Source organism: Polaromonas potterensis (genome assembly GCF_033446725.1).
Classification (GTDB): Bacteria; Pseudomonadota; Gammaproteobacteria; order Burkholderiales; family Burkholderiaceae_C; genus Polaromonas.
The window spans coordinates 175,113-199,180 of the sequence record NZ_JAWQLX010000007.1; the positions used below are offsets into that span (position 1 = coordinate 175,113).

A 24,068-nucleotide genomic window follows, 5' to 3' on the forward strand; every position below is an offset into this window, starting at 1 on the left:
CATCCAGCCTTATCACTGCCTGCCCTGATCATGCATAACGCCCCATCGGTTGTTTATCCGCTGGGGCGTTCGCGTTTTCAGGCCGGGGTGTTGTTAGGCCTCTGGTTGGCAGGGCTCATTGTGCTGATGTTGTGGTGGCGTGCCGCGCCGGGCTTGGACTGGCGGCTTGGCTTGGGGCTGGCCGCCGTGTTGCTCGCCGGTGTTGCGGCTGCTTGGGGATGGAAAAATTCGCCTGTGGGCCAGTTGCGCTGGGACGGGCAGGTCTGGTCCTGGGAAAGCCAGGGTTACCAGGCCGGGACCGCGGCGCTAGCGCTGACGGTGGCGCTTGATTTTCAGCGCATGCTCTTGCTCAAGCTGGAGAACCACGACCACGCCACCTTGTGGTTGTGGGCTGGCCGGAGCGCCATGCCGGAACGCTGGCTGGATTTGCGCCGTGCGGTATATTCGCGGCGCAAGCCATTACCGGCTTCCATGCCCTTTGATGCCTTGCTAACTGCTGCTGTGGATACGGCAGCTGAACCTTCTCCGCCACGTCTTTCTTCATGAGCGCCAACATTCCTCCTCCCGAACCCGCCACGGCCGATGACAGCGACGCCTTGCTGGTCGAGCGCACGGTGGCGGGCGACCAGAAGGCGTTTGAGCTGCTGGTTATCAAATACCAGCGCCGCATCCAGCGCCTGATAGGGCGCATGGTGCGTGATGTGGACCTGGTCGAAGACATTGCGCAAGAAACGTTTATTCGGGCTTATCGCGCGCTGGCCCAGTTCCGGGGCGAGGCCCAGTTCTACACCTGGCTGTACCGGATTGCCGTCAACACCGCCAAAAAATCCTTGATGGATCTCAAACGCAACCCGACGGTTTCGGAAAATTCATTCAAATCGGGCGAGGACGATGAAACTTCCCCGCTGGAAAATGAACTAACGAGTTCAGAAACCCCGGAAGCCGTGCTCGCCAGCAAGGAAATTGCCCAGATGGTGAACGCGGCCATGGAGGCTTTGCCCGAGGAGTTGCGTCAGGCCATCAGCCTGCGGGAAATTGAAGGTTTGAGTTACGAAGAGATCGCCGAGGCGATGAATTGCCCGATTGGTACCGTGCGTTCACGGATATTCAGGGCCCGGGAAGCGATCTCCGAGAGGATACGGCCCTTGCTGGAAAATCAGTCTGGCAAGCGCTGGTAAGAAGCGCCCAGTGGAAGCACAGGTTTTGAAAAGCATAGCCACCTCCTTGCCAGCCAAAGCAAATGATTGAACCCGGCAGGCACCAACTGCCCATTGACACCATGAAACCGATATCGCAAAACAGTGAACTGATTTCCGCCCTGGCCGACGGCCAGCTGGAGAGCGAGGACTTCGCGCGTGCGCTGGCGGTGTGTGAAGGTGATGCCCAGGCGCTGGACAGCTGGCATACCTACCACTTGATTGGTGACGTGTTGCGTTCGCCCGATGCCATGGCGCCGACCTCGGACGCCGCCTTTGTCACCCGCTTGCGTGCCCGCTTGAGCCAGGAGCCGCTTCATCAGGTGGTGCCGGCTGTCGATTCTGATTTGGCATTGCAAACCAGGGTGTTGCCTGCGGGCCGTCCTGCAAATGAAGCTGTCAACGATACCAGCTTTCGCTGGAAGATGATCGCGGGTTTTGTGTCTGTGGCCGCCGTGGTGGCGGTGACCTGGAACGTCGGCAGCGGTTTGCTGGCGCCGTCAGTGGCGCCGCAGTTGGCCCGTGCCGAGCCAGCACAGCAGGTGCTGGTGATGTCGGATCAGGGCGCCGTGCTGCGTGATGCCCGCATGGAAGAACTGCTGGCCGCGCACAAGCAGTTTGGCGGCACCTCGGCCTTGCAGATGCCTTCGGGATTTTTGCGCAACGCCACCTTTGAAACGCCCCAGGGCGAGCGGCGTTGAAGCATTGCCTGCACGCCACGCGCCGCCTGCCCCAAGCCATGAATTTTAAGCTTTTTCGCCTTGTAGCCCTTGCTGGCTGTGCTCTAGCAGCTACTAATTACATAGCGGCCCAAACGCCCGCAACACTGGCCCCGGCGTCGGCGGCGGAATCCAAAAATATCAACGACTGGTTGATGCGCATGCACGAAGCCTCCAGGAACCGCTCCTATGTGGGTACGTTTGTGGTGTCGTCCGGCGGTGTCATGTCCAGTGCCAAGATCTGGCATGTGTGCGATGGCGAACAGCAAATCGAACGTGTTGAAACCCTGACGGGTGCGGCGCGCTCCATTTTTCGGCACAACGACCAGGTCGTGACCTTTCTGCCCGAGCACAAGGTGGTGCGCACCGAAAAGCGCGAGTCCTTAGGCCTGTTCCCCGAACTGCTCAAATCCACCGACAGCCACATTGCCGACTTCTACAAAGCCCGACAGGAAGGCCGTGAGCGTGTGGCGGGCCTGGAAGCCGACGTGATCGCCCTGATTCCCAAGGACAAGCTGCGTTTTGGTTACCGCGTCTGGGCCGAGCAGAAAAAGGGCCTGGTGGTCAAGCTGCAGACGCTGGACACCGATGGCAAGGTGCTGGAGCAAGCCGCATTTTCAGAGTTGCAGTTCGACGCCCCCGTAAAACTCGACAAGCTGGCGCAAATGATGAACAAGGTCGAGGGTTACCGGGTCGAAAAACCCGAACTCGTCAAAACCACGGCCAACGCCGAAGGCTGGGTGCTGAAAACACCCGTGGCCGGTTTCCAGCCCATGAGTTGCTACAAGCGCCCGGATACCGCGCAGTCCCAGGGCGAGCCCATGCAGTGGATATTCTCGGATGGCCTCGCGTCCGTGTCGTTGTTTGTCGAGCCTTTTGACAGCCAGCGCCATACCAAGGAATCCAAACTCTCCATGGGCGCCACCCAGTCGCTGACCCGGCGCATGGATGCTTTCTGGCTGACCGCGATGGGTGAAGTGCCCATGTCCACCTTGCGCTTGTTTGCCGATGGCCTTGAACGCAAGAAGTAAGGCCCTCATTTCAATCCAAACCTCTTCCGCCGTCATGGCGAGGAGGACGCATGACCCCATGTATTTTTGCTGCTCCGACAATTTCTCAAAGGCTGATGATGCATAAACCGATCTGGAAACAATGCCGTACTTATTTGGCTGCTGGCGCATTGGCGCTGGGAAGCACCTTGGCGCTGATGCCTGTCCAGTCGGTGATGGCGCAAGCCCGCAGCCTGCCTGACTTCACGGACCTGGTGGAGACGGTTGGACCTTCGGTCGTGAATATCCGGACGCTGGAAAAAGTCAAAGCCGGCGCGGCGAACAGTGCCGACGAGCAGATGCTCGAATTTTTCCGGCGTTTCGGCATTCCGGTGCCGCCCAACATGCCGCGCGCACCACGCCCGGACCGCAACCAGCCGGATGAAGATCAGCCGCGTGGTGTGGGCTCGGGTTTCATCCTGTCGTCAGACGGTTTTGTGATGACCAATGCCCATGTCGTGGAAGGCGCCGACGAAGTCATCGTGACCTTGACGGACAAGCGCGAGTTCAAGGCCAAGATCATTGGCGCTGACAAACGCACCGACGTGGCTGTGGTCAAGATCGACGCCACGGGTTTGCCGGCGGTGAAAATTGGCGATATCAGCCGCCTGAAGGTCGGCGAATGGGTGATGGCCATCGGTTCGCCCTTTGGCCTGGAAAACACCGTGACCGCCGGCATTGTCAGCGCCAAGCAGCGCGACACCGGGGACTACCTGCCTTTCATCCAGACCGACGTGGCGATCAATCCCGGCAACTCGGGCGGCCCGCTTCTGAATATGCGTGGCGAGGTGGTCGGCATCAACAGCCAGATCTACTCTCGCTCAGGCGGCTTCCAGGGCATCTCGTTTGCGATTCCCATCGACGAAGCCTCGCGTGTGGCGGACCAGTTGCGCAGCACCGGGCGTGTCACCCGCGGGAAGATAGGTGTGCAGATTGACCAGGTCAGCAAGGACGTTGCCGAGTCCATCGGACTGGGCAAGGCGCAAGGTGCGCTGGTGCGCGGCGTCGAGGCGGCTTCTCCGGCAGAAAAAGCCGGCATCGAGGCCGGTGACATCATCACCAAGTTTGAAGGCAAGACGATTGACAAGGCGACAGACCTGCCGCGTCTGGTCGGCAATGTGAAGCCGGGCACCAAGTCCACGGTCACGGTGTTCAGGCGCGGCAGCACCCGTGACATGAGCGTGACGATAGGTGAGGTCGAGGCGGAAAAGCCGGCGCGCAAAGCCCAGTCGACCGAAAGCAAACCACCGGTGGCCGGCCCCGCCCAGGCTTTGGGCTTGGTGGTCAGCGAGTTGCCTGATGCCTTGAAGAAGGAGCTCAAACTCAAAGGTGGCGTGAAGGTTGATGCGAGTGAAGGTGCGGCGGCCCGCGCGGGACTGCGCGAAGGCGATGTGATTCTGGCGATTGCCAACACCGAAATTACCGGCATCAAGGACTTTGAAGCGGTGCTCGCCAAAGTGGAAAAAGGCAAAGCCATCAATGTGCTTTTCCGGCGCAGCGAGTGGACACAATACGCCTTGATTCGCCCCCTCCGATAAGCCGCCGGGTGGGATGGCATCGCGAGATGCCGCGTTTTGAAGGCCCCCATACCCTGTCCGGGTTGGGGGTTTTGTTCAAAATAAGCCGCTTCTTCAAGCTTTAAAAAATATTTTTCCTTGCTTGAAAAGCAAATTAATGTTTGTGAGCACTAACATTTAAATCTGTCTAATGACGAATTTTGGTAGAATGAGGGCTAGGTTTTGGGTCATTCCCATATATCAAGCGCCTAAAAAACTAACACCTGGCATGAATTAACTCTATTCACTGCTGATCCACAGATCACCCACAAGTTGTCCAGAGCCTCTCAGTTAAAATTGTGAATAAGTTGTGCATAAGATCCCTGTTGTTGGCTCGCAACGAGAACGGTTTGGCAATTTCGAGGCTATGCGTTGCTGGCTTTTTGCCTACAATGAAGCTTCCAACTATCGCAGTTGCCATAGATTGTTGGTTCAGGGCGCGTCATAAGTGACGCGCCCTTTTTTATGGCTTTCGCGAATTGACGCAGGTCTCTTCGCAATACTTTCAAGTACTTAGGCGTCCCCTTTGATGAATCACATCAGAAATTTTTCGATCATCGCGCACATTGACCACGGCAAATCCACGCTGGCTGATCGCATCATCCAGCGCTGCGGCGGTTTGCAGGATCGCGAGATGAGTGCGCAGGTGCTCGACTCCATGGATTTGGAAAAAGAGCGTGGGATAACCATCAAGGCGCAGACCGCTGCGCTCAAATACAAGGCACTCGACGGTCAGATCTACAACCTCAATTTGATCGACACACCGGGCCATGTGGACTTCTCTTATGAAGTGAGTCGTTCGTTGTCGGCCTGTGAAGGTGCGCTGTTGGTGGTGGATGCGAGTCAGGGTGTTGAAGCACAGACCGTCGCCAACTGCTACACCGCGCTCGAACTCGGCGTCGAGGTGGTGCCGGTGCTCAACAAAATGGATTTGCCGAATGCAGATCCCGAAAACGCCAAGCAGGAAATCGAAGACGTGATCGGCATCGACGCGACGGATGCGATTCCGTGTTCGGCCAAGACCGGCATGGGCATCGACGAAATCCTGGAAGCCGTGATCGCCCGGATGCCACCACCGCAAGGCAATCCGGACGGACCACTGCGCGCCATGATTGTGGACAGCTGGTACGACGCCTATGTGGGCGTGGTCATGCTGGTGCGTGTGGTCGATGGCCGCCTGGCCAAAGGCGAACGAATCAAGCTGATGGCCAGCGAGGCGACCTATAACGCCGAGCAGCTTGGCGTGTTCACGCCGCATACCGAACCGCGTGCCGCGCTGGAAGCGGGCGAGGTGGGCTTCATCATTGCCGGCATCAAGGAGTTGCAGGCCGCACGCGTCGGCGACACCGTGACCCTGATCAAGCCGGGCACAGGCGGCGCGGCGGCGACCGCCACCGAAGCCTTGCCGGGTTTCAAGGAAATCCAGCCGCAGGTGTTTGCCGGCCTGTACCCGACCGAAGCCAGCGAGTACGACTCGCTGCGCGATGCGCTGGAAAAACTCAAGCTCAATGATGCGTCGCTGCACTACGAGCCAGAAGTCAGCCAGGCGCTGGGCTTTGGCTTTCGCTGCGGCTTTTTGGGCCTGCTGCACATGGAAATTGTGCAGGAGCGGCTTGAACGCGAATTCGACCAGGACCTGATCACCACCGCGCCCAGCGTGGTCTACGAGGTGCTCATGGCCAATGGCGAGATCATGATGGTCGAAAACCCATCGAGGATTCCCGACGCCGGCAAGGTCAACGAAATTCGCGAACCCATCGTCACCGTGCACCTGTACATGCCGCAAGACTATGTGGGTGCCGTCATGACGCTGGCCAACCTCAAGCGCGGCGTACAGATGAACATGGCCTACCACGGCAAACAGGTCATGCTGACCTACGAGATGCCGCTGGGCGAGATCGTGCTGGACTTCTTTGACAAGCTCAAGTCGGTCTCGCGTGGCTACGCCTCCATGGACTACGAGTTCAAGGAGTTCCGGGCGTCCGACGTGGTCAAGGTGGACATTTTGCTCAACGGCGAAAAGGTCGATGCCTTGTCCATCATTGTTCACCGCAGCCAGTCCGCCTACCGCGGCCGCGCAGTGGTGGCCAAGATGCGCGAGATCATTTCGCGCCAGCAGTTCGATGTCGCCATCCAGGCCGCCATCGGGGCCAACATTATTGCGCGTGAGACAATCAAAGCCTTGCGCAAAAACGTGATCGCCAAGTGTTACGGTGGCGATATTTCGCGCAAAAAGAAGCTTCTCGAAAAACAAAAAGCGGGCAAAAAACGCATGAAACAAATCGGTTCGGTCGAAGTGCCCCAGGAAGCTTTCCTGGCCATCTTGCAGGTAGAAGAATAATGCTGCGCTTCATGAGTACACTCACCGCGCTGGTGCTGGCCGTGTTTGTTGGCTACGGCGGCGCCTGGTACATGGGCATGGTCGAAGGCAATTTTTCCCTGCTGCTGTTCCTGGCAACCGTGGTTACCGGCCTCTACTGGCTGGCTGAAAAGTTCTACTTCTGGCCGCAGCGCCGCAAGGCCGCCACCAGCCTGGAAGCACGTGATGCACAGCGCCGCGCAGAACTGGCCGCCCAGGGCATCCACAAGGTGGACACCAATATAGAAGAAGCCCGGGCCAAACTTATCGTGCAGCCCTGGTGGCTGGACTGGACCGCCGGCCTGTTCCCGGTCATCGTGGTGGTGTTTTTGCTGCGCTCCTTCCTGTTTGAGCCTTTCAAGATTCCGTCGGGCTCGATGATCCCAACCCTGCTGGTCGGCGACCTGATCCTGGTCAATAAATTCCACTACGGCGTGCGTCTGCCGGTGATCAACACCAAAATCATCGACAACAACAGCCCGCAGCGCGGCGACGTGATGGTGTTTCATTACCCGCCCAAGCCCAGCCTGGACTACATCAAGCGTGTGGTTGGTGTGCCTGGCGACGAGGTGGCCTACCTGAACAAAAAGCTCACAATCAACGGAAAACCCCTGCCCAAAGTGGAGTTGGCGGACTTCTTTGATGAAGACGCCTTGCGTTATGCCAAGCAGTTTCAGGAAACCAACGGCAACAAAACCTACCGCCTGCTCAATGACAATGATCGCCGTGCCGGGCTGGACGAGCGGGAAGTCATGGACTTTCCGTTCAAGCAAAATTGCCGTTACAGTAGCGAGGGCGTGGTTTGCAAGGTGCCCGAGGGCCAGTACTTCATGATGGGCGACAACCGCGACAATTCGCAGGATTCGCGCTACTGGGGCTTTGTTCCCGAGGCCAACATCGTGGGCAAAGCCTTTTTTGTCTGGATGAATTTTGGCAGCCTCAAGCGGATTGGCAAGATTGACTGAACGGCGCATTGCCGGGCAGGCTGCACCAGCACGGCAGAACAGCAGCCAGGCATGGGGCTCACTTAGCAAGGCTGGAGGGGAGAAACACATGAAAAATCGGCAAGAGGGCATTTCGTTCATTGGGGTTCTGTTTGTGGTCGGCGTGCTGGCTTTCGCCGGCGTGATCGCGGCCCAGGCTGTTCCTACGCTGATCGAATTCCAGGCCGTGACCAAGGCGGCCAACAAAGCCAAAGAAGGCTCTTCGGTCCCTGAAGTTAGAACCATTTTTGACAAAGCCGCCCAGATCGACGACATCAAGTCGATCACCGGCAAAGACCTTGAAGTCAGCAAAGAGGGTGACAAAGTCGTCGTCAGTTTTGCCTACAACAAGGAAATCCATATCGCTGGGCCAGCATATCTGCTGCTCAAATACACGGGTCGAACCAAGTAAGTGCGCGCCAGTCCCCTGTTAAGCCCTGATCTCCTGGCCTTGCAAAAGCGCCTGGACCACGAATTTTCCAATCCCCGCCTGCTACAGCAGGCCTTGACCCACCGCAGCTTTTCGGCGGATCACAATGAACGCGTCGAGTTTCTGGGCGATTCCGTGCTCAACCTCGCCGTGGCGGGTTTGCTCTACGAACGCCTGAGCGAGCTGCCCGAAGGCGATTTGTCGCGTGTGCGCGCCAACCTGGTCAAGCAGGACACCCTGCATTTGCTGGCGGTCCAGCTCGGCTTGCCGCAGTTGCTGCGCCTGGGCGAAGGCGAGGCCAAGTCGGGCGGACAAAAACGTCCCTCCATCCTGGCCGATGCGTTGGAGGCGGTGATTGGCGCGGTCTACCTCGACGCCGGTTTTGCCAAGGCCGACCAACTGGTGCGCCGCCTGTTCAAGGACGTGGAAATCAACCCGCAAATGCAGGCCATCGGCAAAGACCCGAAGACCGAGTTGCAGGAATGGCTGCAAGGTCGCAAAATGAATTTACCCATCTACCGCGTGGTGGGAACGCTGGGCGCAGCCCACAAGCAGACCTTTGATGTGGAATGCGAAATCAGCGAATTCGGGCGGGCTGAACGTGGCATAGGCGGCTCGCGGCGCGCCGGCGAACAAGCCGCGGCGACGGCCATGCTGGCATACGTAAAAACGCTCGATTGACAACCCCGACGGCTGCCTCTGCAGCCGTCAACAGGCACCCGAAAACCATGACGACCCCAGGCAAAAACACCTCCAAAAAACCGACGCGGCCGGCTGCGCCCGCCCATGCCACGCCAGCGAAAGATGCTGACGTGGGCATGTCGGCGCAGAACACGGCGCTGGAAGCCATGTTGGCCAAGGCCATGACTTCGCAAGCCAACAATGCGCCGCCGGTCGAAGGCCAGCGTTGCGGGCTGATCGCGATTGTGGGCAAACCCAACGTCGGCAAATCGACCTTGCTCAATGCGCTGGTGGGGCAAAAAGTCAGCATCACCTCGCGCAAGGCACAAACCACGCGGCACCGCATCACCGGCATGCGCACGGTAGGTGCCAGCCAGTTTGTGTTTGTCGACACCCCAGGTTTTCAGACCCGGCACGGCAACGCCCTGAACCGCTCGCTGAACAAAACCGTGGTCGGCGCCGTCAACGACGTGGATCTGATTGTGTTTGTTGTCGAGGCCGGTCAGTTCAACCAGGCCGACGCCAAGGTCTTGTCCCTGTTGCCGGCCGGCACCCCGGCCATCCTGCTGGCCAACAAGTTTGACCTGATCCACCGCCGCGCCGAGATCGCGCCCTGGCTCAAGGAAATGCAGGAGCGCCACAACTTCGCCGAGTTTGTGCCCATGTCGGCCAACAGCGCCAAAGACGTTGAACGCCTGTTCGGCATCTGCGAAAAATACCTGCCCGAGCAGTCCTGGATGTACGGCGCCGACGAGCTGACGGACCGCAGCGAACGTTTCATGGCCGCCGAGATCGTGCGCGAAAAACTGTTTCGCCTGACCGGCGACGAGTTGCCTTACACCTCGACCGTGATCATCGACAAGTTCGAGCAAGAGGGTGAGTTGCGCCGTATCGCCGCCACCATCGTGGTTGAACGTGACGGTCACAAGGGCATGATCATTGGCGAAAAAGGCGAAAAGCTCAAACGTATAGGCACAGAAGCGCGGCACGAGCTGGAGACGTTGACCGGCGGCAAGGTGTTCCTGGAAATCTGGGTCAAGGTCCGTTCCGGCTGGGCCGACGACGAGGCCAGAGTCAGAACCTTCGGGTATGAGTGATGTTGCCCCCACGGTCGTTCGCTTCGCGTAACTCCCTGCCCCCCGAGGGGGCCGCTGCGCCTGCGGTCTGGCAAAGCCAGTCCCGCGGCCCCGGCTGGCTTGCGAGAGTGCGCGTGGCCCTGGCTGGCACGTTTTCCCTCCTTTGACCCTGTCGCCTTGGCCACCAAACGCATCAGCGACGAACCAGCTTATGTGCTGCACCGCTACGACTGGAGCGAGTCCAGCCTGATCCTGGAAGTTTTCACCCGCAGCTACGGCCGGATTGCGCTGGTGGCGCGCGGCGCGAAAAAACCCAGTTCCAATTTCAGGCCCATCCTGTTGCCGCTGCAGCCACTGCATGTGGCTTTTGGCGGCGACGCTGAAATCCGTATGTTGCGCAGCGCCGAGTGGCAGGGCGGCCATGTCATGCCGACGGGTGATGCCTTGTTGTCGGGTTATTACCTCAACGAATTACTGATGCGTCTGCTGGCGCGCGACGACCCGCACCCGGCCTTGTTTGACGCCTATGCCGCCACCGTGCAACTGCTGGCCAGCCAGAACACCGACACCTTGCACGTCGCCTTGCGGGCGTTTGAGTTGCGCCTGCTGCGTGACATTGGTTTGTTGCCGACGCTGGATGCGCAGACCGCGACCTTGGCGCCGCTGCAGTCGCAGACCCGCTACGTGCTGGTGGCCGAATCCGGGCTGCGCGAGGCACACGATGACGACCGCGCCAGCCTGGAAGGCGGGCAGTGGCTGAGCCTGCAGGACTCCCTGGCCGATGACGCGCCTTTCACCGACACGGTGCAGGCCTGCGTCAACCATCTGCCCGAGCTTAAAACGCAGTTGCGCGCGCTGCTGCACTACCATTGCGATGTGAAGGTTCTTAAAACCCGGCAGATGATGATCGATCTGCAGGCCTTGTAGGCCGCGTAATCAACAGGCAAGCATCATGACAGTACACGCCCCTCTTTCCACTTCAAGTCACAAAACCGCTTTGTCGGTCAATGTCAACAAGGTTGCCCTGCTGCGCAACACCCGGCACTTGGGCATTCCCGATGTGTTGCGTGCGGCGCAGTTGTGCCTGGAAGCCGGCGCACGCGGCATCACCGTGCATCCGCGGCCTGACGAGCGGCACATCCGCAGCGACGACGTGTATGAGCTGGCCGCGCTGATGAAAGACTGGCCGGACCGAGAGTTCAATGTCGAGGGCAACCCCTGCCAGAACCTGATGGAGTTTGTGCACAACCTGTCGGCCCGCGGCCTGCCGCTGCACCAGTGCACGTTTGTGCCCGACAGCGAAAACCAGTTCACCAGCGACCACGGCTGGAGTTTTCCCGCCGATGCCGAACGCCTGAAACCGCTGATCCAGGAAGCCCACGACCGGGGCGTGCGCGTCAGCCTGTTCATGGACCCGGTCGCCGAAGCCATGGCGGCCGCCAAAGCCGTGGGGGCGGACCGCGTGGAGTTTTATACCGAGACCTATGCACGGGCCTGGAATACGCCGGAGAAACACAAGGCTTTGGAGCCCTTTGTCCTTGCTGGACGGGCGGCAGCAGCCATCCATTTAGGCGTGAATGCCGGCCACGACCTGAACCGCGACAACCTCACGGAATTTTTGCAGGCCGTGCCCGGCGTGCTGGAAGTGTCGATTGGCCATGCGCTGATTGCCGACGCGCTGGAGCTGGGTTATGACGCGACTGTCAAAGACTACTTGCGCTGCATAGACAATGCGTCTCCCGTCGCCTGATGGACACGGTGTTGCATCTTTTTTTCTTTGCCAGCCGGGGCCGCGGGTTTGGCTTTGCCAGCCCGCAGGCGCAGCGGCCCCCTCGGGGGGCAGGGAGCGACACGCAGTGCGCGACCGTGGGAGGTCTTCACACCAGCCGGGGCCGCGGGTTTGGCTTTGCCAGCCCGCAGGCGCAGCGGCCCCCTCGGGGGGCAGGGAGCGACACGCAGTGCGCGACCGTGGGGGCCACATTCTCATGATTTACGGCATCGGCACCGACATCTGCGATGTACGCCGCGTGCGCGCCAGCGTGGAACGCCATGGCGAGCGTTTTGCGCAGAAAATTCTCAGCGACGCCGAACTCGCGACCTGGAAAACCCGCAGCGCGCGTTGGCCCGAACGTGGCCTGCGTTACCTGGCCACGCGATTTTCGGCCAAGGAAGCTTTTAGCAAAGCCATAGGCATGGGCATGCGTCTACCCATGACCTGGCGCAATTGCGAAATTACCAAGGCCGCCAGCGGCAAGCCCGAAATTGTTTTGCATGGTGCGCTCAAGGAATGGTTCGAGGCGAAGCAGCTTGTCGCCCACGTCACCCTGACCGACGAAACCGATTACGCCGCGAGTTTTGTGGTGGTTGAATACCAGGCTTCCAGCTAAGTCCGGCCCCACTCGCTTCCTCATTTTTTTAAAGACTGAACACCCATGAGCCAACACGCCCCCCTGATCATCGACATTGCCGGACTGAGCTTGAGCAAAACCGACCGCCAGCGCCTGAAACACCCGCTGACAGGTGGCATCATCTTGTTTGCCCGCAACTGGGAAAACCGCGCGCAACTGGCCGCCTTGTGCAGCGACATCAAAAAAGTGCGCCAGGACCTGCTGATTTGCGTGGACCACGAAGGCGGTCGCGTCCAGCGTTTCCGTACCGACGGTTTCACGCACCTGCCGCCCATGCGTGCGCTGGGTGAGTTGTGGATCAAGGACCAGATGGCTGCGACCAACGCCGCCACCGCCTGCGGTTATGTGCTGGGCGCCGAGTTACGTTCCTGCGGCGTGGACTTCAGTTTCACGCCGGTGCTGGACCTGGACTACGGCGCCAGCAGCGTCATCGGCGACCGGGCTTTCGGCCGCGACCCGCGCGTGGTCAGCCTGCTGGCCAAAAGCCTGATGCACGGCCTGCTGCAAAGCGGCATGGCCAACTGCGGCAAACATTTCCCCGGCCACGGTTTTGTGAAGGGGGATTCACACACCGATACTCCGGTCGACAAACGCAGCCTCAAAGCCATTCTGGCCGATGATGCCGCGCCTTACGACTGGCTCAACACCACCTTGACCAGCGTGATGCCGGCCCATGTGATTTATCCCAAGGTGGATGCGCGCCCGGCGGGTTTCTCCGAAAAATGGCTGACCTACATCCTGCGCGGCCAACTCGGTTTTGGCGGCGCGATTTTCAGCGATGACCTGAGCATGGCCGGCGCCCGCTTGCTGGACGGCAAAGAAGTTAGCTACACCGAAGCCGCGATGGCGGCGCTGAACGCCGGCTGCGACATGGTCTTGCTGTGCAACCAGTCGGTGGGCAAGGGCGAAGCGGTGGACGAGTTGCTGGACGGCCTGACGCAAGGTCAGCTCAAGGGCCAATGGGAGCCACTGGAGTCCAGCGAGTTGCGCCGGCGCGATTTGCTGCCGACCACGGCGGGCCACGACTGGGACGCACTGATGGTGCACCCGGCCTATATGCACGCGATGGGCCTGCTCCCCTGATTTTTACAAGCGTTTTAGGGCTCCGGCCCTTGATGGGCGAGCGCAAGCAGCTATTAAATCAGTAGTGTCTTAGCGCTGACCACCCAGGCTGGCCGACCACGGCAAGGCGCCACCCGCATCCACATGCGTCAGGTAGAGGCGCAAATCCAGTTCAAACTGGTGGTAGTCCGGCTCCATGTAGGTGCATAGTTGGTAAAAAGCCTTGTCGTGGTTTTTTTCCTTGATGTGTGCCAACTCGTGCACCGCAATCATGCGCAAAAATTCGAGCGGCACCTCCTTGAACAGGCTGGCCACGCGGATTTCACGTTTGGACTTGAGTTTATTGCCCTGCACCCGGGACACCGTGGTGTGGGTGCCCAGCGCGTGGGTGATGACTTGCAGCTTGCTGTCAAAAGCCACCTTGCTCAGCGGCTCGGCGTTGCGCAGAAAATTGTTTTTCAAATCCATCACGTAGTCGTACAGCGCCTTGTCGGTGCGTATCTCGTGTGTGTGTGAATATTTTTTGCGGAGCAAGGCGCCCAGGCGGTCTTGCGCGACCAACTCCCGTACCTGGGTCTGGAGGGTGTCGGGGTAACCCGTCAGGTATTTCATGGGGGGATCGTGCGAAAGGGCGGGCGTGTGCGGTGGCGAATTTTAGTCCGGCAGCCCTGTCCCCGCGCAGTCGGGGGCTTCATGGTGCTGTGTCCAATTCTTGCTAAGCTGGTGACATGAACCAGCTCACCACCCCTGCCGCCGTGCACACGGCTGATGTGCCCACCCCGCGTATCAACCTGGCGCTGCAAGGTGGGGGCTCGCACGGCGCCTTCACCTGGGGCGTGCTGGATGCCTTGTTGGAGGACGGACGCATCGATCTGGAAGGCATCAGCGGCACCAGCGCCGGCGCCATGAACGCGGTGGCGCTGGCCCATGGGTTTGCGATCGCCGAAGATTTGTCGCGGGCCGACCGGCTGGACGCCGCGCGCCAGGCGCTCGCCAGCTTCTGGAATGGCATCGTGGACATGGGCGCGCTGACCTCGTCGCTGTCGCAGATGCAGCGCGCGCCCTTCGGCATTCTGTTCGGGCAGATGGGTGTTGACAACTGGGCCACGCAACTCTGGACCGATGCCATGAAGCAGTATTGGTCCAACGCGCTGTCGCCTTACCAGCGCAACCCCTTCGACATCAATCCGCTGAAGGATTTTCTGGAAAAGCAGGTCGACTTCGAGCGTCTGGGCGCCGCGCGCCACACACACGCTTCCAGCACGCCCAAGGTCTTCGTGGTGGCCACGCGGGTCGCCAACGGCAAGGCCGAGGTGTTTTCAGGCCAACGCTTGACGGCCAATGCCGTCATGGCTTCGGCCTGCCTGCCCATGGTCTTCCAGGCGGTGGAGATCGAGGGCGATCATTACTGGGACGGCGGTTATTCGGGCAACCCGGCGATTCACCCCTTGATTTTCCGCTGCGACAGCCGCGACATTGTCCTGGTGCAGATCAACCCGATCAAGCGCGACGAACTGCCGACGAAACCCGGCGAGATCATGGACCGGATCAATGAGATTACCTTCAACGCGTCACTGATTGCCGAAATGCGCGCCATCGATTTCGTCAAGCGCCTGCTGGCCGAAGGCAGGCTGGACCCGGCTCATTACAAGGACGTGCTGATGCACCGCGTCGACGGCGGCGAGGCGATGGACAAGTACAGCGCACGCACCAAAGCGTCCACCGACAAAGACCTGATCCATGCCCTGCATGACCTGGGGGTGTCATGTGGCAAGGAATGGCTGGACAAACGTTTTGCGTCACTGGGCGTGAAAAGCACGGTCAACATTGCGCGGGATTACCTGGATGACTTGCGCTTGCCGGTGGAGAGGGCGGAGCCGGTGCAGGCGCCGCCGCCGACGTTTCTGCCCGGCGCTGGGTTGCTGTGAATGGGGTGTTGGCGCGCTCGCACCGTATGTGCACGCTGCTGATCTGATGCTCAGGCGCCGGATCTTCTTCTCATGGAGGCATTTTGCTGACGCTGTTTATGCATAAAAACAGGTTTCAGCCCCTTTATAAATGGGCGCTAAAAGCTATTTAATTGATAGCAATTCAAGCTCGGCTAGAGCAGCCCCAAAAAGCCCAACGATTGCAGTTGCCGAGCGAGCCAGCCGGCCAGGGCGTGCCGCGTATAGTTCACAAAATAGATCAGAACAACGGAGGTAGATCATGTCCGCAGGAGATTGGAAAGATTTATACCAGGCCGCCCTGACGGGTAATCTCTCGCTGGTGGATTACCACATCCGTGACGGTGTCAACCCCAACTACCAGCACCCCGAGATACTGTGCACACCGCTGGTCGCCAGCCTGGTCCAGGGGCATGGAGAGATTGCACGCTACCTGCTGGCGCATGGCGCTGATCCGCACCTGCGCTCAGAGTTTGATGGTCTCACGCCTTTGCAAGCGGCCCGCAAGCACGGGCGACTGGAGTTTGTGAAACTGCTGCGTGACCTGGGCGCCCAGGAAGCACGTCAGCCCTTCTGGTGGCGCTGGCTTCCCGTCTAGTTTTTCAGGCCGCTGAAGTTTTGCGATCTACATGACCTTAGGCGTCCAGAGTCTTTTTTCAGGAGAACTTTCACCTATGAATCGTCTGTTGTTTTTGCTTCTCATCGTCACCTGCCAGCAAAGTGCCTTTGCCGCCATCTACAAATGCGAGCGCGCAGGTGGCAAGGTGGAGTACCAGTCCTCCCCGTGCGAGACGGGGCGTGAAATATCAATCACCACGACCCGTCCAGCCGCGCCAAACGCCAGGACGAGTGCCACGTCGAATGCGCCAGCGCCTGGCGAGAAGAGGACATGTGTCGGCAAGGAGTTGCGAATCAACTTCACAAGCATGCCACTGAAGGCAACATTGCAAGTCCTTGCAGATTTTTCGGGCAACAAATTGGCAGCAGATCCGTCGGTCAGTGGAGCCGGCGCTTTTAACTACGAGTGCGTACCATGGGACACCGTTCTTCAAGACATAGCCTCTCGGCATCACCTCGCCGTCAAGGTAGAGAACGGAACCATCTTTGCGACGAAGCGCTTAGCGCCTTAGCCAGCAGGCGCCTAAACCCTCACATCAAGCGCCACACCCTGTCCAATGATTGAAGCGCAGGTGCGGCGGCTTCAAGCCTCAGGCCTCGCGCCGCAGCGCCGGGAACAGAATCACATCCCGAATGCTCGCGCTGTCGGTCAGCAGCATCATCAGGCGGTCGATGCCGATGCCGCAACCGCCGGTGGGCGGCATGCCGTATTCGAGGGCGCGCACGTAGTCGGCGTCGTAATACATGGCTTCTTCGTCGCCCTCGTCCTTGGCGCTGGATTGCGCGGAAAAACGTGCGGCCTGGTCTTCGGCGTCGTTGAGCTCGCTGAAGCCGTTGCCGAACTCGCGGCCGGTGATGTACAGCTCAAACCGTTCGGTCACTTCCGGCCGTGTGTCGTTGGCGCGGGCCAGCGGTGAGATCTCGGTCGGGTGCTCCATGATGAAGGTCGGCTGCCAGAGTTTTTCTTCGACCGTCTCTTCAAAATACATGACCTGCAGGCTAGGCAGCGAGCGGGCCTCTAACTTGTCCTTGGCGCTGAACTTGCCGAGTTTTTTCAGCGCGGCCAGCAGCCAGGCGGCGTCGTCTACATTCGTGCCGGCGTCAGTGTGTTTGACGATGGCTTCGCGGATGGTCAGGCGTTCAAAGGGCTGGCTGAGGTCCACCGCTTTGCCCTGGTAGCTGAGCTGTGTGCCGCCGGCCACTTGTGTGGCGACGTGGCGGATCAGGTCTTCGGTGTAGCTCATCAAGTCCTGGTAGTTCCACCAGGCGGCGTAGAACTCCATCATCGTGAACTCGGGGTTGTGCCGCACGCTGATGCCTTCGTTGCGAAAGCTGCGGTTGATCTCGAACACACGCTCGAACCCACCAACAATCAGGCGTTTCAGGTACAACTCGGGCGCGATGCGCAGAAACATCTGCTGGTCCAGCGCGTTGTGGTGCGTGACAAAAGGTTTGGCATTGGCGCCGCCCGGAATCGGGTGCAGCATGGGTGTTTCGACTTCCAGAAATTCGTGCTCCACCATGAAGCTGCGCATGGTCGACACGGCCTTGCTGCGGGCCGCAAAACGCTGGCGTGCGGCCGCATCGGTGATCAGGTCCACATAACGCTGGCGGTACTTGACCTCCTGGTCGGCCACGCCATGAAACTTGTCGGGCAGGGGGCGCAGGCTTTTGGTGACCAGGCGCAGGCTGGTTGCATGAATCGACAACTCGCCGGTCTTGGTACGGAACAGCTTGCCGCTGGCCGCCACGATGTCGCCCAGGTCCCAATGTTTGAATGCGCTGTGGACTTCTTCGCCCACACCTTCGTTGTTGATGTAAAGCTGGATGCGTCCATTCGAGGGTCCGAAGGAGGCATCCTGCAGGGTCGCAAAACTGGCTTTGCCCATCACGCGTTTGAGCATCATGCGGCCGGCCACGCTGACCGTGATGGCCAATGATTCCAGCTCTTCATTGGTTTTTTCGCTGTGCGCGGCAAACAGCTCGGCGGCGCGGTGCGAAGGTTTGATGTCGTTGGGAAATGCCACGCCACGTCCCTCGGCCTGCTGCTGGCGCATGGCCTTGAGCTTCTCGCGGCGTTCGGCTATCAGCTGGTTTTCGTCCTGCACGGGAGTGGCTGCAGCGGCCGGGGAAGATGTAGTGTTGTTGGACATGGGCAAAGGTTCTTGAAAAAAAGCAGTAGGCCGGATTGCCCGGTGGGTAGCAGGCCGGCCAAAGGGGAAAAAGGAAAAGGCCCCAAAACCCTGATTTTAGGTTTTTAAGCGCCGGTTTTGGGCGGCGCGTGGGCGGAACACGTATTTAAGCGCCTCACATGGCGATGCCGGTGCGCTCCAGGATGTCGCTGACCAGTTCCAGCCGGACCAGCGGGTTGTCCAGCATCATCAGGCGTTGTTTGAGCTCCAGCGGCATGGGTAACAACTCGCACCAGCGGTTGGCGACCCAGGCGCAGTCATTGAGCTGGTAGGGTGGTTGCAGCGGCATCTCGTCGGCCGGCACGGCGCGCTCTTGCAGGGTTTTAATCAGTTTGCCCAGCGCATTGGCGGCGCCGCGCAAGTCTTCGGGGACCTTGACCGCCTGGTCGTCGTCAAGGCGGGTCACATTGGCAATCCACAAGCCGTGTTTGAGTTTTTCGCGGCTGGAAATCTCGAAGCGTTGCATGCCGGTGCAGCGGATCATCATCAGGCCGGGCTGCGGCATGGAAAACGCGCTGATGGTGGCCAGCGTGCCCACGGCATGGAAGGCTTCGCTGGCTTCGTCCTCAGGCTTGCGGACCTCGGCGCCGCGTGTCAACGCGACCACGCCAAAAGGCGCGCCGGTCTTGTGGCATTTGCCGATCATGTCGAGGTAACGGACTTCAAAAATCCGCAGCGGCAGCAGGCCGCCGGGGTACAACACGGTGCCCAGCGGAAACAGCGGGAGCGAGAAAAGCGTGAGGGCTTCAGACGACATCAATTCGGCCTGGGAAATTCTTCAGTAAACAATATCTTCCCACGATCAGCTGTCCTCGTGCTGGGCTTGTGGCCGCTGGTCCTGCGGTGCTGGCGGAAAATGCCGGAGTAGGCGGGTTAAGCCCATATTCATGCATGAAATAGGCCTCTAGCCCTTGAGAGGCGGGCGCAAGCAGCTATGAATTGGATAGCGTCTTGCGGCCCTGGGGGCTGGCCGGGTTTCAGGCGACGGCGTCGGCCGGTTGGCGCAGCAACATGGCCAGGGAGTTGGCCACGGTTTTACGCAGTTCGCGCCGGTCGCAGATGAAGTCGATGGCGCCTTTGGTCTGCAAAAACTCGGCGCGCTGGAAACCTTCGGGCAAGGTCACACGCACGGTGGATTCAATCACGCGCGGGCCGGCAAAACCGATCAGGGCTTTGGGCTCGGCAATCACGATATCGCCGACAAAGGCGAAGCCGGCGCTCACGCCGCCCATGGTCGGGTCGGTCAATATGCTGATGTAAGGCAGGCCTTTTTTAGCCAGGCGGGTCAGGGAGGCATTGGTTTTGGCCATCTGCATCAGGCTTAACAAACCTTCCTGCATACGCGCGCCGCCGGTGGCGGTGAAGCAGATAAACGGCACTTTTTGCTCGATGGCCGCATGCACGCCACGCACAAAACGCTCGCCGACCACGCTGCCCATGCTGCCGCCCATGAAGTCAAACTCAAAACAGGCGACCACCACACCGATGCTGTGCACCGCGCCACCCATGACGATCAGCGCATCGGTCTCCTGGGTATTTTCCAGGGCTTCTTTCAGGCGTTCGGGGTATTTACGGCTGTCCTTGAACTTGAGCGGGTCCACGGGCAAGACTTCCTGGCCCAGCTCATAACGGCCTTCGGCGTCCAGGAATGCGTCCAGCCGGGCGCGGGCACCCATGCGGTGGTGGTGGCTGCATTGCGGGCAGACACTCTGGTTTTTCTCCAGATCGGTCTTGTAAAGCACGGCTTCACAACTGGGGCATTTGATCCACAGGCCTTCCGGCACGCTGCGGCGCTCGGTCGGGTTGGTCGGGGTGATTTTGGGCGGGAGGAGTTTTTCTAGCCAAGACATGATGGGTCCTTATGTCCTTGTTGGGTGTGGCCCCCGGACGGCACAGGCCGTTCGCAGGGGCAAAACCGGAAAAGAAGGGGGATTATGCGCTGTCTCCGGGACCGGGCGCGCCGTCCAGCGCCTGGCGGATGCCGCTGAGGAAGTCGCGCACCACAGGGGCGACCTGCTCGCGCGGTTGGCCGTCAATCAGCTGGATGATGCGGCTGCCAATGACCACGGCGTCGGCGACGCGGCTGATGGCCTGGGCCGTGGCGGCGTCGCGGATACCAAAACCGACACCCACCGGGACGCTGACGTGTTGGCGGATGCGTGGCAACATGGCTTCGACGGCGCCCAGATCGAGCGCGCCGGAACCGGTCACACCCTTGAGCGAGACGTAATACACATAACCGCTGGCCACTTCGGCGATTTGTGCCATGCGCGCATCGGTACTGGTGGGGGCCAGCAGGAAGATCAGGTCCATGCCGTGGGCGCGCAAGGTGGCGGCAAACACCACACATTCCTCGGGCGGGTAGTCGACGACCAGCACACCGTCCACGCCAGCCGCGGCCGCATCGCGCACAAAAGCGTCTTTGTCGCGTTTGAGGTCGTAGGCTTCGATCGGGTTGGCGTAGCCCATCAGCACCACTGGCGTTTGGCTGTCTTGCTCGCGGAAGACACGCACCATCTCCAGCACCTGCACCATGCCAATGCCGGCGGCCAGGGCCTGGTCGCCGGCCTTCTGGATCACCGGGCCGTCGGCGCTGGGGTCGGAAAAGGGCACGCCGAGTTCAATCACATCGGCGCCGCCGGCCACCATGCCGTGCATCAGCTCGGGTGTGATGTCGGCAAAGGGGAATCCGGCCGTGACGTAGGGAATCAGGGCTTTGCGTTGGTCATTCTTCAGTTTTTCAAAGGTTGCAGCGATGCGGCTCATGCTTGCGCTCCTTTGACAGTGTGGCCGCGCATGGACGGGCGGTCGTAAAAATCCGCACCCGACAGGTCGGCGACGGTACCTATGTCCTTGTCGCCACGGCCCGAGAGGTTGACGAGGATGGACTGGTCGACACGCATGGATTTGGCGAGTTTCATCGCGTAGGCCACGGCGTGGCTGGACTCCAGCGCCGGAATGATGCCTTCGGTGCGGCACAGGTAGTGAAAGGCCGCCAGCGCTTCCGCGTCGGTTATGCCGACATATTCGGCGCGGCCTATGTCTTTCAAAAAGGCGTGCTCGGGGCCAACACCGGGGTAATCCAGGCCAGCACTGATGCTGTGGGTTTCGGTCACCTGGCCGTCTTCGTTTTGCAACACATAGGTGCGGTTGCCGTGCAAGACGCCGGGGCTGCCGCGTTGCAGCGAGGCCGAATGTTTGCCGCTGTCCATGCCTTCGCCGGCAGCTTCGACACCGATCAGGCGGGTGTTTTCATGCTTGATGTAGGGGTGGAAAATGCCCATGGCATTGCTGCCGCCACCCACGCAGGCAATCACCGCATCGGGTTGTGGGCCGCCTGTCATCTCGGGCATTTGCGTGAGGCATTCCTCGCCGATCACACTCTGAAAATCGCGCACCATCATCGGATAGGGATGGGGGCCGGCGACCGTGCCAATGATGTAGAAAGTGTTGTCCACGTTGGCGACCCAGTCGCGCATGGCTTCGTTGAGCGCGTCTTTCAGCGTCTTGCTGCCGCTTTCCACGGGCACGACGGTCGCGCCCAGCAGCTTCATGCGGTAGACGTTGGGGCTTTGGCGTTTGACGTCTTCGCTGCCCATGTAAACCACACACTCCAGGCCGTAACGCGCACAAATGGTGGCCGTCGCCACGCCGTGTTGTCCGGCGCCGGTTTCGGCAATCACGCGCGGCTTGCCCATGCGTTTGGCCAGCATGGCTTGACCGATGGTGTTGTTGATCTTGTGCGCGCCGGTGTGGTTCAGGTCTTCGCGCTTGAGGTAAATCTGCGCGCCGCCTTGTTCACGGCTCATGCGCGCCGCGTGGTAAATAGGCGAAGGCCGGCCTACAAAATGCTTCAGTTCGGAGTGAAATTCAGCGAGAAAGGCCGGGTCGTGCTGGTATTTGGCGTAAGCGTCTTTCAGCTCATTGATCGCGTGGGTCAGTGTTTCTGAAACAAAACTGCCGCCGTAAATCCCGAAATGGCCTGTCGTGTCAGGTTGTTGGTAATCGAACATGGTGAGAAGGGTTCTTTGCAAGTAAGTCGTCGGCAGCCCGGACGGCTGCGACGAATTGATTGATTTTGTCGGCGCTTTTGATTCCTTTCGAAATCTCGACACCGGAGCTCACATCAACGGCCAGCGTTTTACAACGCGGCCGGACTTGCAAAATGCCATCGGTCACGTTTGCAGGTGTGAGTCCACCAGACAAAACGAGGTGAGCATTGACGCTTGGAGGAAGAAGTGACCAATTGAATGTTTTTCCGCCGCCACCATAACCGTCGACATGGGCGTCGAGCAGGATGGCCTGGGCAGCCTTGAAGTCTTCCGCGTATTTTACGAGATCGAAACCGGCACCGTCCAGCGCCGGATTTTCACCCAGCGGAATGCGCGCGGCCCGCATGAAAGGCCGGCCCGCCTGCCGGCAGGTTTCAGGCGTTTCATCCCCATGAAATTGCAGCAAGGCCGTGGGTACATGGGCGCAAGCAGCTATTATTTCAGGAGCGGATGCGTTGACGAACAGCAGCACCGGCGTCACAAAAGGCGGCAAGCGGCGGGCCAGCTCGGCGGCGCGCTGGGCTGTGACGTGGCGCGGACTGGCGTCGTACATGACAAAACCGATGGCATCAGCACCGGCAGCGACCGCTGCGTCCACGTCTTCTTCACGCGTCAGGCCGCAGATTTTGATGCGGGTACGCATAGATGGTGAAGAAAAAGTCATAAGCCAGCCCTGGTCGGAGGACAGCACAGGAGCTCTTCATTCAAGCCGGGGCCGCGGAACCGGCTTAGCCGGGCCGCAGGCGCAGCGGCCCCCGCGGGGGGCAGCGCATTACACGAAGTGAAAAGCGTGGGGGCAGTCAAGGTATCCAATCATAGGCTGCGGTGCGGTTCGGCAAGCCGTAGTGGTCTTCGTAGACGGGTCCCAGAAAATACAGGCCGTCAGGGGAAAACGTCGGTGCGGCGACCTGGCGGCTACGTGCGGCCACCACTTCGGCCAGCCAGTCGGGCGTGTGGCTGCCCTGGCCGATGGCCACCAGGCAGCCCATGATGTTGCGGATCATGTGATGCAAAAAGGCGTTGGCCTCGAACTCGAAGCGCCAATACCGGGATTCACCCTCTCCACGCCGGCTGATCTCGATCCGGCTGATGGTTTTGACGGGGGACTTGGCCTGGCATTGCGCGGCGCGGAAAGAGCTGAAGTCGTGTTCGCCGATCAGGTGGGCAATAGCCTGCTGCATGGCCGCCTCATCCATGGGCCGGTAGACCCAGCCGACACGCCCGGCTTCGACGCTGGGGCGCACCGGCGACTCCAGCACCACATAGGCGTAACGGCGCGCAATGGCGCTGCCGCGACAGTGAAAGGTATCGGGTACTTGCCGCGCCCATTGCACGGCGATATCACGCGGCAAAAAAGCATTGGTGCCGCGTACCCAGGACGCGGTTTCCCGCGCCAGCGGGGTGTCAAAGTGCACCACTTGCATCAGGCCGTGGACACCCGCGTCGGTGCGGCCGGCACACAGGGTGCGAATCGGTTGGGCGGCAAATTTGCCCAGCGCTTTTTCCAGCTGGTCTTGCACCGTGTTGCCCGACAACTGGCTTTGCCAGCCTTCGTAACGACCGCCGTTGTAACTGAGGCCTAGCGCGATCCTCACGGACAGCCCCTGGGGGGAGGCGGCGGGTTCAGCTCAGGGCTGCCAAGCGGATGCAGCGTCAGGTGCTGAGGAAATGGGGGGAAGGAGCAGAGCAAGGCTGGAAGCGCCGCCCTGGATACTTGGATCAACAAGGCAGCGCGCTTTCA

Annotated in this window: 25 protein-coding genes; 17 read left to right on the forward strand and 8 right to left on the reverse strand. The window is 60.1% G+C overall.

Annotation, left to right across the window (positions count from 1 at the left end):
- The first annotated feature begins 30 nt into the window (after window positions 1–30).
- From R6254_RS14305 to nagZ, 14 genes are all read left to right on the forward strand, one after another.
- Window positions 31–546: a hypothetical protein gene (locus tag R6254_RS14305; RefSeq protein WP_318407754.1), complete on the forward strand. Its 516-nt coding sequence runs from the start codon at window positions 31–33 to the stop codon at window positions 544–546.
- Window positions 543–1,178, forward strand: a complete 636-nt coding sequence (rpoE, locus tag R6254_RS14310) for an RNA polymerase sigma factor RpoE (RefSeq protein ID WP_318407755.1) — start codon at window positions 543–545, stop codon at window positions 1,176–1,178. Before R6254_RS14305 ends, rpoE begins: the two co-directional genes overlap by 4 nt.
- Window positions 1,179–1,279: 101 nt before the next feature.
- The gene (locus R6254_RS14315; RefSeq protein WP_318407756.1) at window positions 1,280–1,897 is read left to right on the forward strand and encodes a sigma-E factor negative regulatory protein; all 618 of its coding nucleotides are present in this window, start codon (window positions 1,280–1,282) and stop codon (window positions 1,895–1,897) included.
- 38 nt (window positions 1,898–1,935) lie between these two features.
- A complete protein-coding gene (locus R6254_RS14320; RefSeq protein ID WP_318407757.1) occupies window positions 1,936–2,946 on the forward strand; it encodes a MucB/RseB C-terminal domain-containing protein in 1,011 nt (336 codons plus the stop codon).
- A 98-nt stretch (window positions 2,947–3,044) separates the two neighbouring features.
- Window positions 3,045–4,502, forward strand: a complete 1,458-nt coding sequence (locus R6254_RS14325; RefSeq protein ID WP_318407758.1) for a DegQ family serine endoprotease — start codon at window positions 3,045–3,047, stop codon at window positions 4,500–4,502.
- A gap of 547 nt (window positions 4,503–5,049) precedes the next feature.
- Window positions 5,050–6,861: a translation elongation factor 4 gene (gene lepA / locus R6254_RS14330; protein ID WP_318407759.1), complete on the forward strand. Its 1,812-nt coding sequence runs from the start codon at window positions 5,050–5,052 to the stop codon at window positions 6,859–6,861.
- An 11-nt stretch (window positions 6,862–6,872) separates the two neighbouring features.
- Window positions 6,873–7,844 carry a signal peptidase I gene (gene lepB / locus R6254_RS14335; RefSeq protein WP_412103177.1) on the forward strand — a complete coding sequence of 324 codons (972 nt, stop codon included), beginning with the start codon at window positions 6,873–6,875 and terminating at the stop codon, window positions 7,842–7,844.
- Window positions 7,845–7,932: 88 nt separating this feature from the next.
- Complete coding sequence (locus tag R6254_RS14340) at window positions 7,933–8,274, forward strand: DUF4845 domain-containing protein (protein ID WP_318407882.1); 342 nt, start codon at window positions 7,933–7,935, stop codon at window positions 8,272–8,274.
- A gap of 15 nt (window positions 8,275–8,289) precedes the next feature.
- Window positions 8,290–8,973, forward strand: a complete 684-nt coding sequence (gene rnc, locus R6254_RS14345; protein WP_318407884.1) for a ribonuclease III — start codon at window positions 8,290–8,292, stop codon at window positions 8,971–8,973.
- Between the two features lie 167 nt (window positions 8,974–9,140).
- Entirely contained in the window at window positions 9,141–10,070 is a 930-nt protein-coding gene (gene era / locus R6254_RS14350) for a GTPase Era (RefSeq protein WP_318407886.1), read from the forward strand.
- A 156-nt stretch (window positions 10,071–10,226) separates the two neighbouring features.
- Window positions 10,227–10,976, forward strand: coding sequence for a DNA repair protein RecO (gene recO, locus R6254_RS14355; protein WP_318407763.1), 750 nt, complete (start codon window positions 10,227–10,229; stop codon window positions 10,974–10,976).
- Window positions 10,977–11,001: 25 nt separating this feature from the next.
- A complete protein-coding gene (locus R6254_RS14360) occupies window positions 11,002–11,799 on the forward strand; it encodes a pyridoxine 5'-phosphate synthase (RefSeq protein WP_318407765.1) in 798 nt (265 codons plus the stop codon).
- A gap of 235 nt (window positions 11,800–12,034) precedes the next feature.
- Complete coding sequence (acpS, locus tag R6254_RS14365; RefSeq protein ID WP_318407766.1) at window positions 12,035–12,436, forward strand: holo-ACP synthase; 402 nt, start codon at window positions 12,035–12,037, stop codon at window positions 12,434–12,436.
- 45 nt (window positions 12,437–12,481) lie between these two features.
- Window positions 12,482–13,540: a beta-N-acetylhexosaminidase gene (nagZ, locus tag R6254_RS14370; protein WP_318407768.1), complete on the forward strand. Its 1,059-nt coding sequence runs from the start codon at window positions 12,482–12,484 to the stop codon at window positions 13,538–13,540.
- Between the two features lie 69 nt (window positions 13,541–13,609).
- Here nagZ and R6254_RS14375 read toward each other — a convergent pair whose 3' ends face one another.
- The gene (locus R6254_RS14375; protein ID WP_318407769.1) at window positions 13,610–14,131 is read right to left on the reverse strand and encodes a M48 metallopeptidase family protein; all 522 of its coding nucleotides are present in this window, start codon (window positions 14,129–14,131) and stop codon (window positions 13,610–13,612) included.
- A gap of 116 nt (window positions 14,132–14,247) precedes the next feature.
- Between R6254_RS14375 and R6254_RS14380 the strand changes: the two genes are divergently transcribed.
- From R6254_RS14380 to R6254_RS14390, 3 genes are all read left to right on the forward strand, one after another.
- Window positions 14,248–15,447, forward strand: a complete 1,200-nt coding sequence (locus tag R6254_RS14380) for a patatin-like phospholipase family protein (RefSeq protein ID WP_318407771.1) — start codon at window positions 14,248–14,250, stop codon at window positions 15,445–15,447.
- Between the two features lie 280 nt (window positions 15,448–15,727).
- Window positions 15,728–16,063 carry an ankyrin repeat domain-containing protein gene (locus R6254_RS14385; RefSeq protein WP_318407773.1) on the forward strand — a complete coding sequence of 112 codons (336 nt, stop codon included), beginning with the start codon at window positions 15,728–15,730 and terminating at the stop codon, window positions 16,061–16,063.
- 76 nt (window positions 16,064–16,139) lie between these two features.
- Window positions 16,140–16,595, forward strand: coding sequence for a DUF4124 domain-containing protein (locus tag R6254_RS14390; protein ID WP_318407775.1), 456 nt, complete (start codon window positions 16,140–16,142; stop codon window positions 16,593–16,595).
- Window positions 16,596–16,673: 78 nt separating this feature from the next.
- On the opposite strand, the gene lysS is transcribed toward R6254_RS14390, so the two are convergent.
- The 7 genes from lysS to truA form a co-directional block, all read right to left on the reverse strand.
- Window positions 16,674–18,236: a lysine--tRNA ligase gene (gene lysS, locus R6254_RS14395; protein WP_318407777.1), complete on the reverse strand. Its 1,563-nt coding sequence runs from the start codon at window positions 18,234–18,236 to the stop codon at window positions 16,674–16,676.
- A 154-nt stretch (window positions 18,237–18,390) separates the two neighbouring features.
- Window positions 18,391–19,032, reverse strand: a complete 642-nt coding sequence (locus R6254_RS14400) for an LON peptidase substrate-binding domain-containing protein (protein WP_318407779.1) — start codon at window positions 19,030–19,032, stop codon at window positions 18,391–18,393.
- 220 nt (window positions 19,033–19,252) lie between these two features.
- Entirely contained in the window at window positions 19,253–20,125 is an 873-nt protein-coding gene (accD, locus tag R6254_RS14405) for an acetyl-CoA carboxylase, carboxyltransferase subunit beta (protein WP_318407781.1), read from the reverse strand.
- A gap of 82 nt (window positions 20,126–20,207) precedes the next feature.
- Window positions 20,208–21,041 (reverse strand): tryptophan synthase subunit alpha, encoded by an 834-nt coding sequence (gene trpA / locus R6254_RS14410; RefSeq protein ID WP_318407783.1) that lies wholly within the window; start codon window positions 21,039–21,041, stop codon window positions 20,208–20,210.
- Entirely contained in the window at window positions 21,038–22,288 is a 1,251-nt protein-coding gene (gene trpB / locus R6254_RS14415; RefSeq protein WP_318407784.1) for a tryptophan synthase subunit beta, read from the reverse strand. The genes trpA and trpB overlap by 4 nt, the downstream gene beginning before the upstream one ends.
- On the reverse strand, window positions 22,266–22,991 hold the full coding sequence (locus R6254_RS14420) for a phosphoribosylanthranilate isomerase (protein WP_318407786.1): 726 nt from the start codon (window positions 22,989–22,991) through the stop codon (window positions 22,266–22,268). Before R6254_RS14420 ends, trpB begins: the two co-directional genes overlap by 23 nt.
- 136 nt (window positions 22,992–23,127) lie before the next feature.
- A complete protein-coding gene (gene truA / locus R6254_RS14425; protein WP_318407787.1) occupies window positions 23,128–23,922 on the reverse strand; it encodes a tRNA pseudouridine(38-40) synthase TruA in 795 nt (264 codons plus the stop codon).
- Between the last annotated feature and the right edge of the window lie 146 nt (window positions 23,923–24,068).

Bases quoted from the DNA above. Each gene is read 5' to 3' on its own strand.
- lepB (WP_412103177.1), top strand. From the start codon at position 6,873: ATGAGTACACTCACCGCGCTGGTGCTGGCCGTGTTTGTTGGCTACGGC.
- R6254_RS14420 (WP_318407786.1), bottom strand. From the start codon at position 22,991: ATGACTTTTTCTTCACCATCTATGCGTACCCGCATCAAAATCTGCGGC.
- R6254_RS14380 (WP_318407771.1), top strand. From the start codon at position 14,248: ATGAACCAGCTCACCACCCCTGCCGCCGTGCACACGGCTGATGTGCCC.
- lysS (WP_318407777.1), bottom strand. From the start codon at position 18,236: ATGTCCAACAACACTACATCTTCCCCGGCCGCTGCAGCCACTCCCGTG.
- R6254_RS14385 (WP_318407773.1), top strand. From the start codon at position 15,728: ATGTCCGCAGGAGATTGGAAAGATTTATACCAGGCCGCCCTGACGGGT.
- R6254_RS14305 (WP_318407754.1), top strand. From the start codon at position 31: ATGCATAACGCCCCATCGGTTGTTTATCCGCTGGGGCGTTCGCGTTTT.
- trpB (WP_318407784.1), bottom strand. From the start codon at position 22,288: ATGTTCGATTACCAACAACCTGACACGACAGGCCATTTCGGGATTTAC.
- nagZ (WP_318407768.1), top strand. From the start codon at position 12,482: ATGAGCCAACACGCCCCCCTGATCATCGACATTGCCGGACTGAGCTTG.
- R6254_RS14400 (WP_318407779.1), bottom strand. From the start codon at position 19,032: ATGTCGTCTGAAGCCCTCACGCTTTTCTCGCTCCCGCTGTTTCCGCTG.
- rpoE (WP_318407755.1), top strand. From the start codon at position 543: ATGAGCGCCAACATTCCTCCTCCCGAACCCGCCACGGCCGATGACAGC.
- R6254_RS14315 (WP_318407756.1), top strand. From the start codon at position 1,280: ATGAAACCGATATCGCAAAACAGTGAACTGATTTCCGCCCTGGCCGAC.
- R6254_RS14375 (WP_318407769.1), bottom strand. From the start codon at position 14,131: ATGAAATACCTGACGGGTTACCCCGACACCCTCCAGACCCAGGTACGG.
- era (WP_318407886.1), top strand. From the start codon at position 9,141: ATGTTGGCCAAGGCCATGACTTCGCAAGCCAACAATGCGCCGCCGGTC.
- R6254_RS14340 (WP_318407882.1), top strand. From the start codon at position 7,933: ATGAAAAATCGGCAAGAGGGCATTTCGTTCATTGGGGTTCTGTTTGTG.
- R6254_RS14320 (WP_318407757.1), top strand. From the start codon at position 1,936: ATGAATTTTAAGCTTTTTCGCCTTGTAGCCCTTGCTGGCTGTGCTCTA.
- accD (WP_318407781.1), bottom strand. From the start codon at position 20,125: ATGTCTTGGCTAGAAAAACTCCTCCCGCCCAAAATCACCCCGACCAAC.
- R6254_RS14390 (WP_318407775.1), top strand. From the start codon at position 16,140: ATGAATCGTCTGTTGTTTTTGCTTCTCATCGTCACCTGCCAGCAAAGT.
- lepA (WP_318407759.1), top strand. From the start codon at position 5,050: ATGAATCACATCAGAAATTTTTCGATCATCGCGCACATTGACCACGGC.
- acpS (WP_318407766.1), top strand. From the start codon at position 12,035: ATGATTTACGGCATCGGCACCGACATCTGCGATGTACGCCGCGTGCGC.
- R6254_RS14360 (WP_318407765.1), top strand. From the start codon at position 11,002: ATGACAGTACACGCCCCTCTTTCCACTTCAAGTCACAAAACCGCTTTG.
- R6254_RS14325 (WP_318407758.1), top strand. From the start codon at position 3,045: ATGCATAAACCGATCTGGAAACAATGCCGTACTTATTTGGCTGCTGGC.
- trpA (WP_318407783.1), bottom strand. From the start codon at position 21,041: ATGAGCCGCATCGCTGCAACCTTTGAAAAACTGAAGAATGACCAACGC.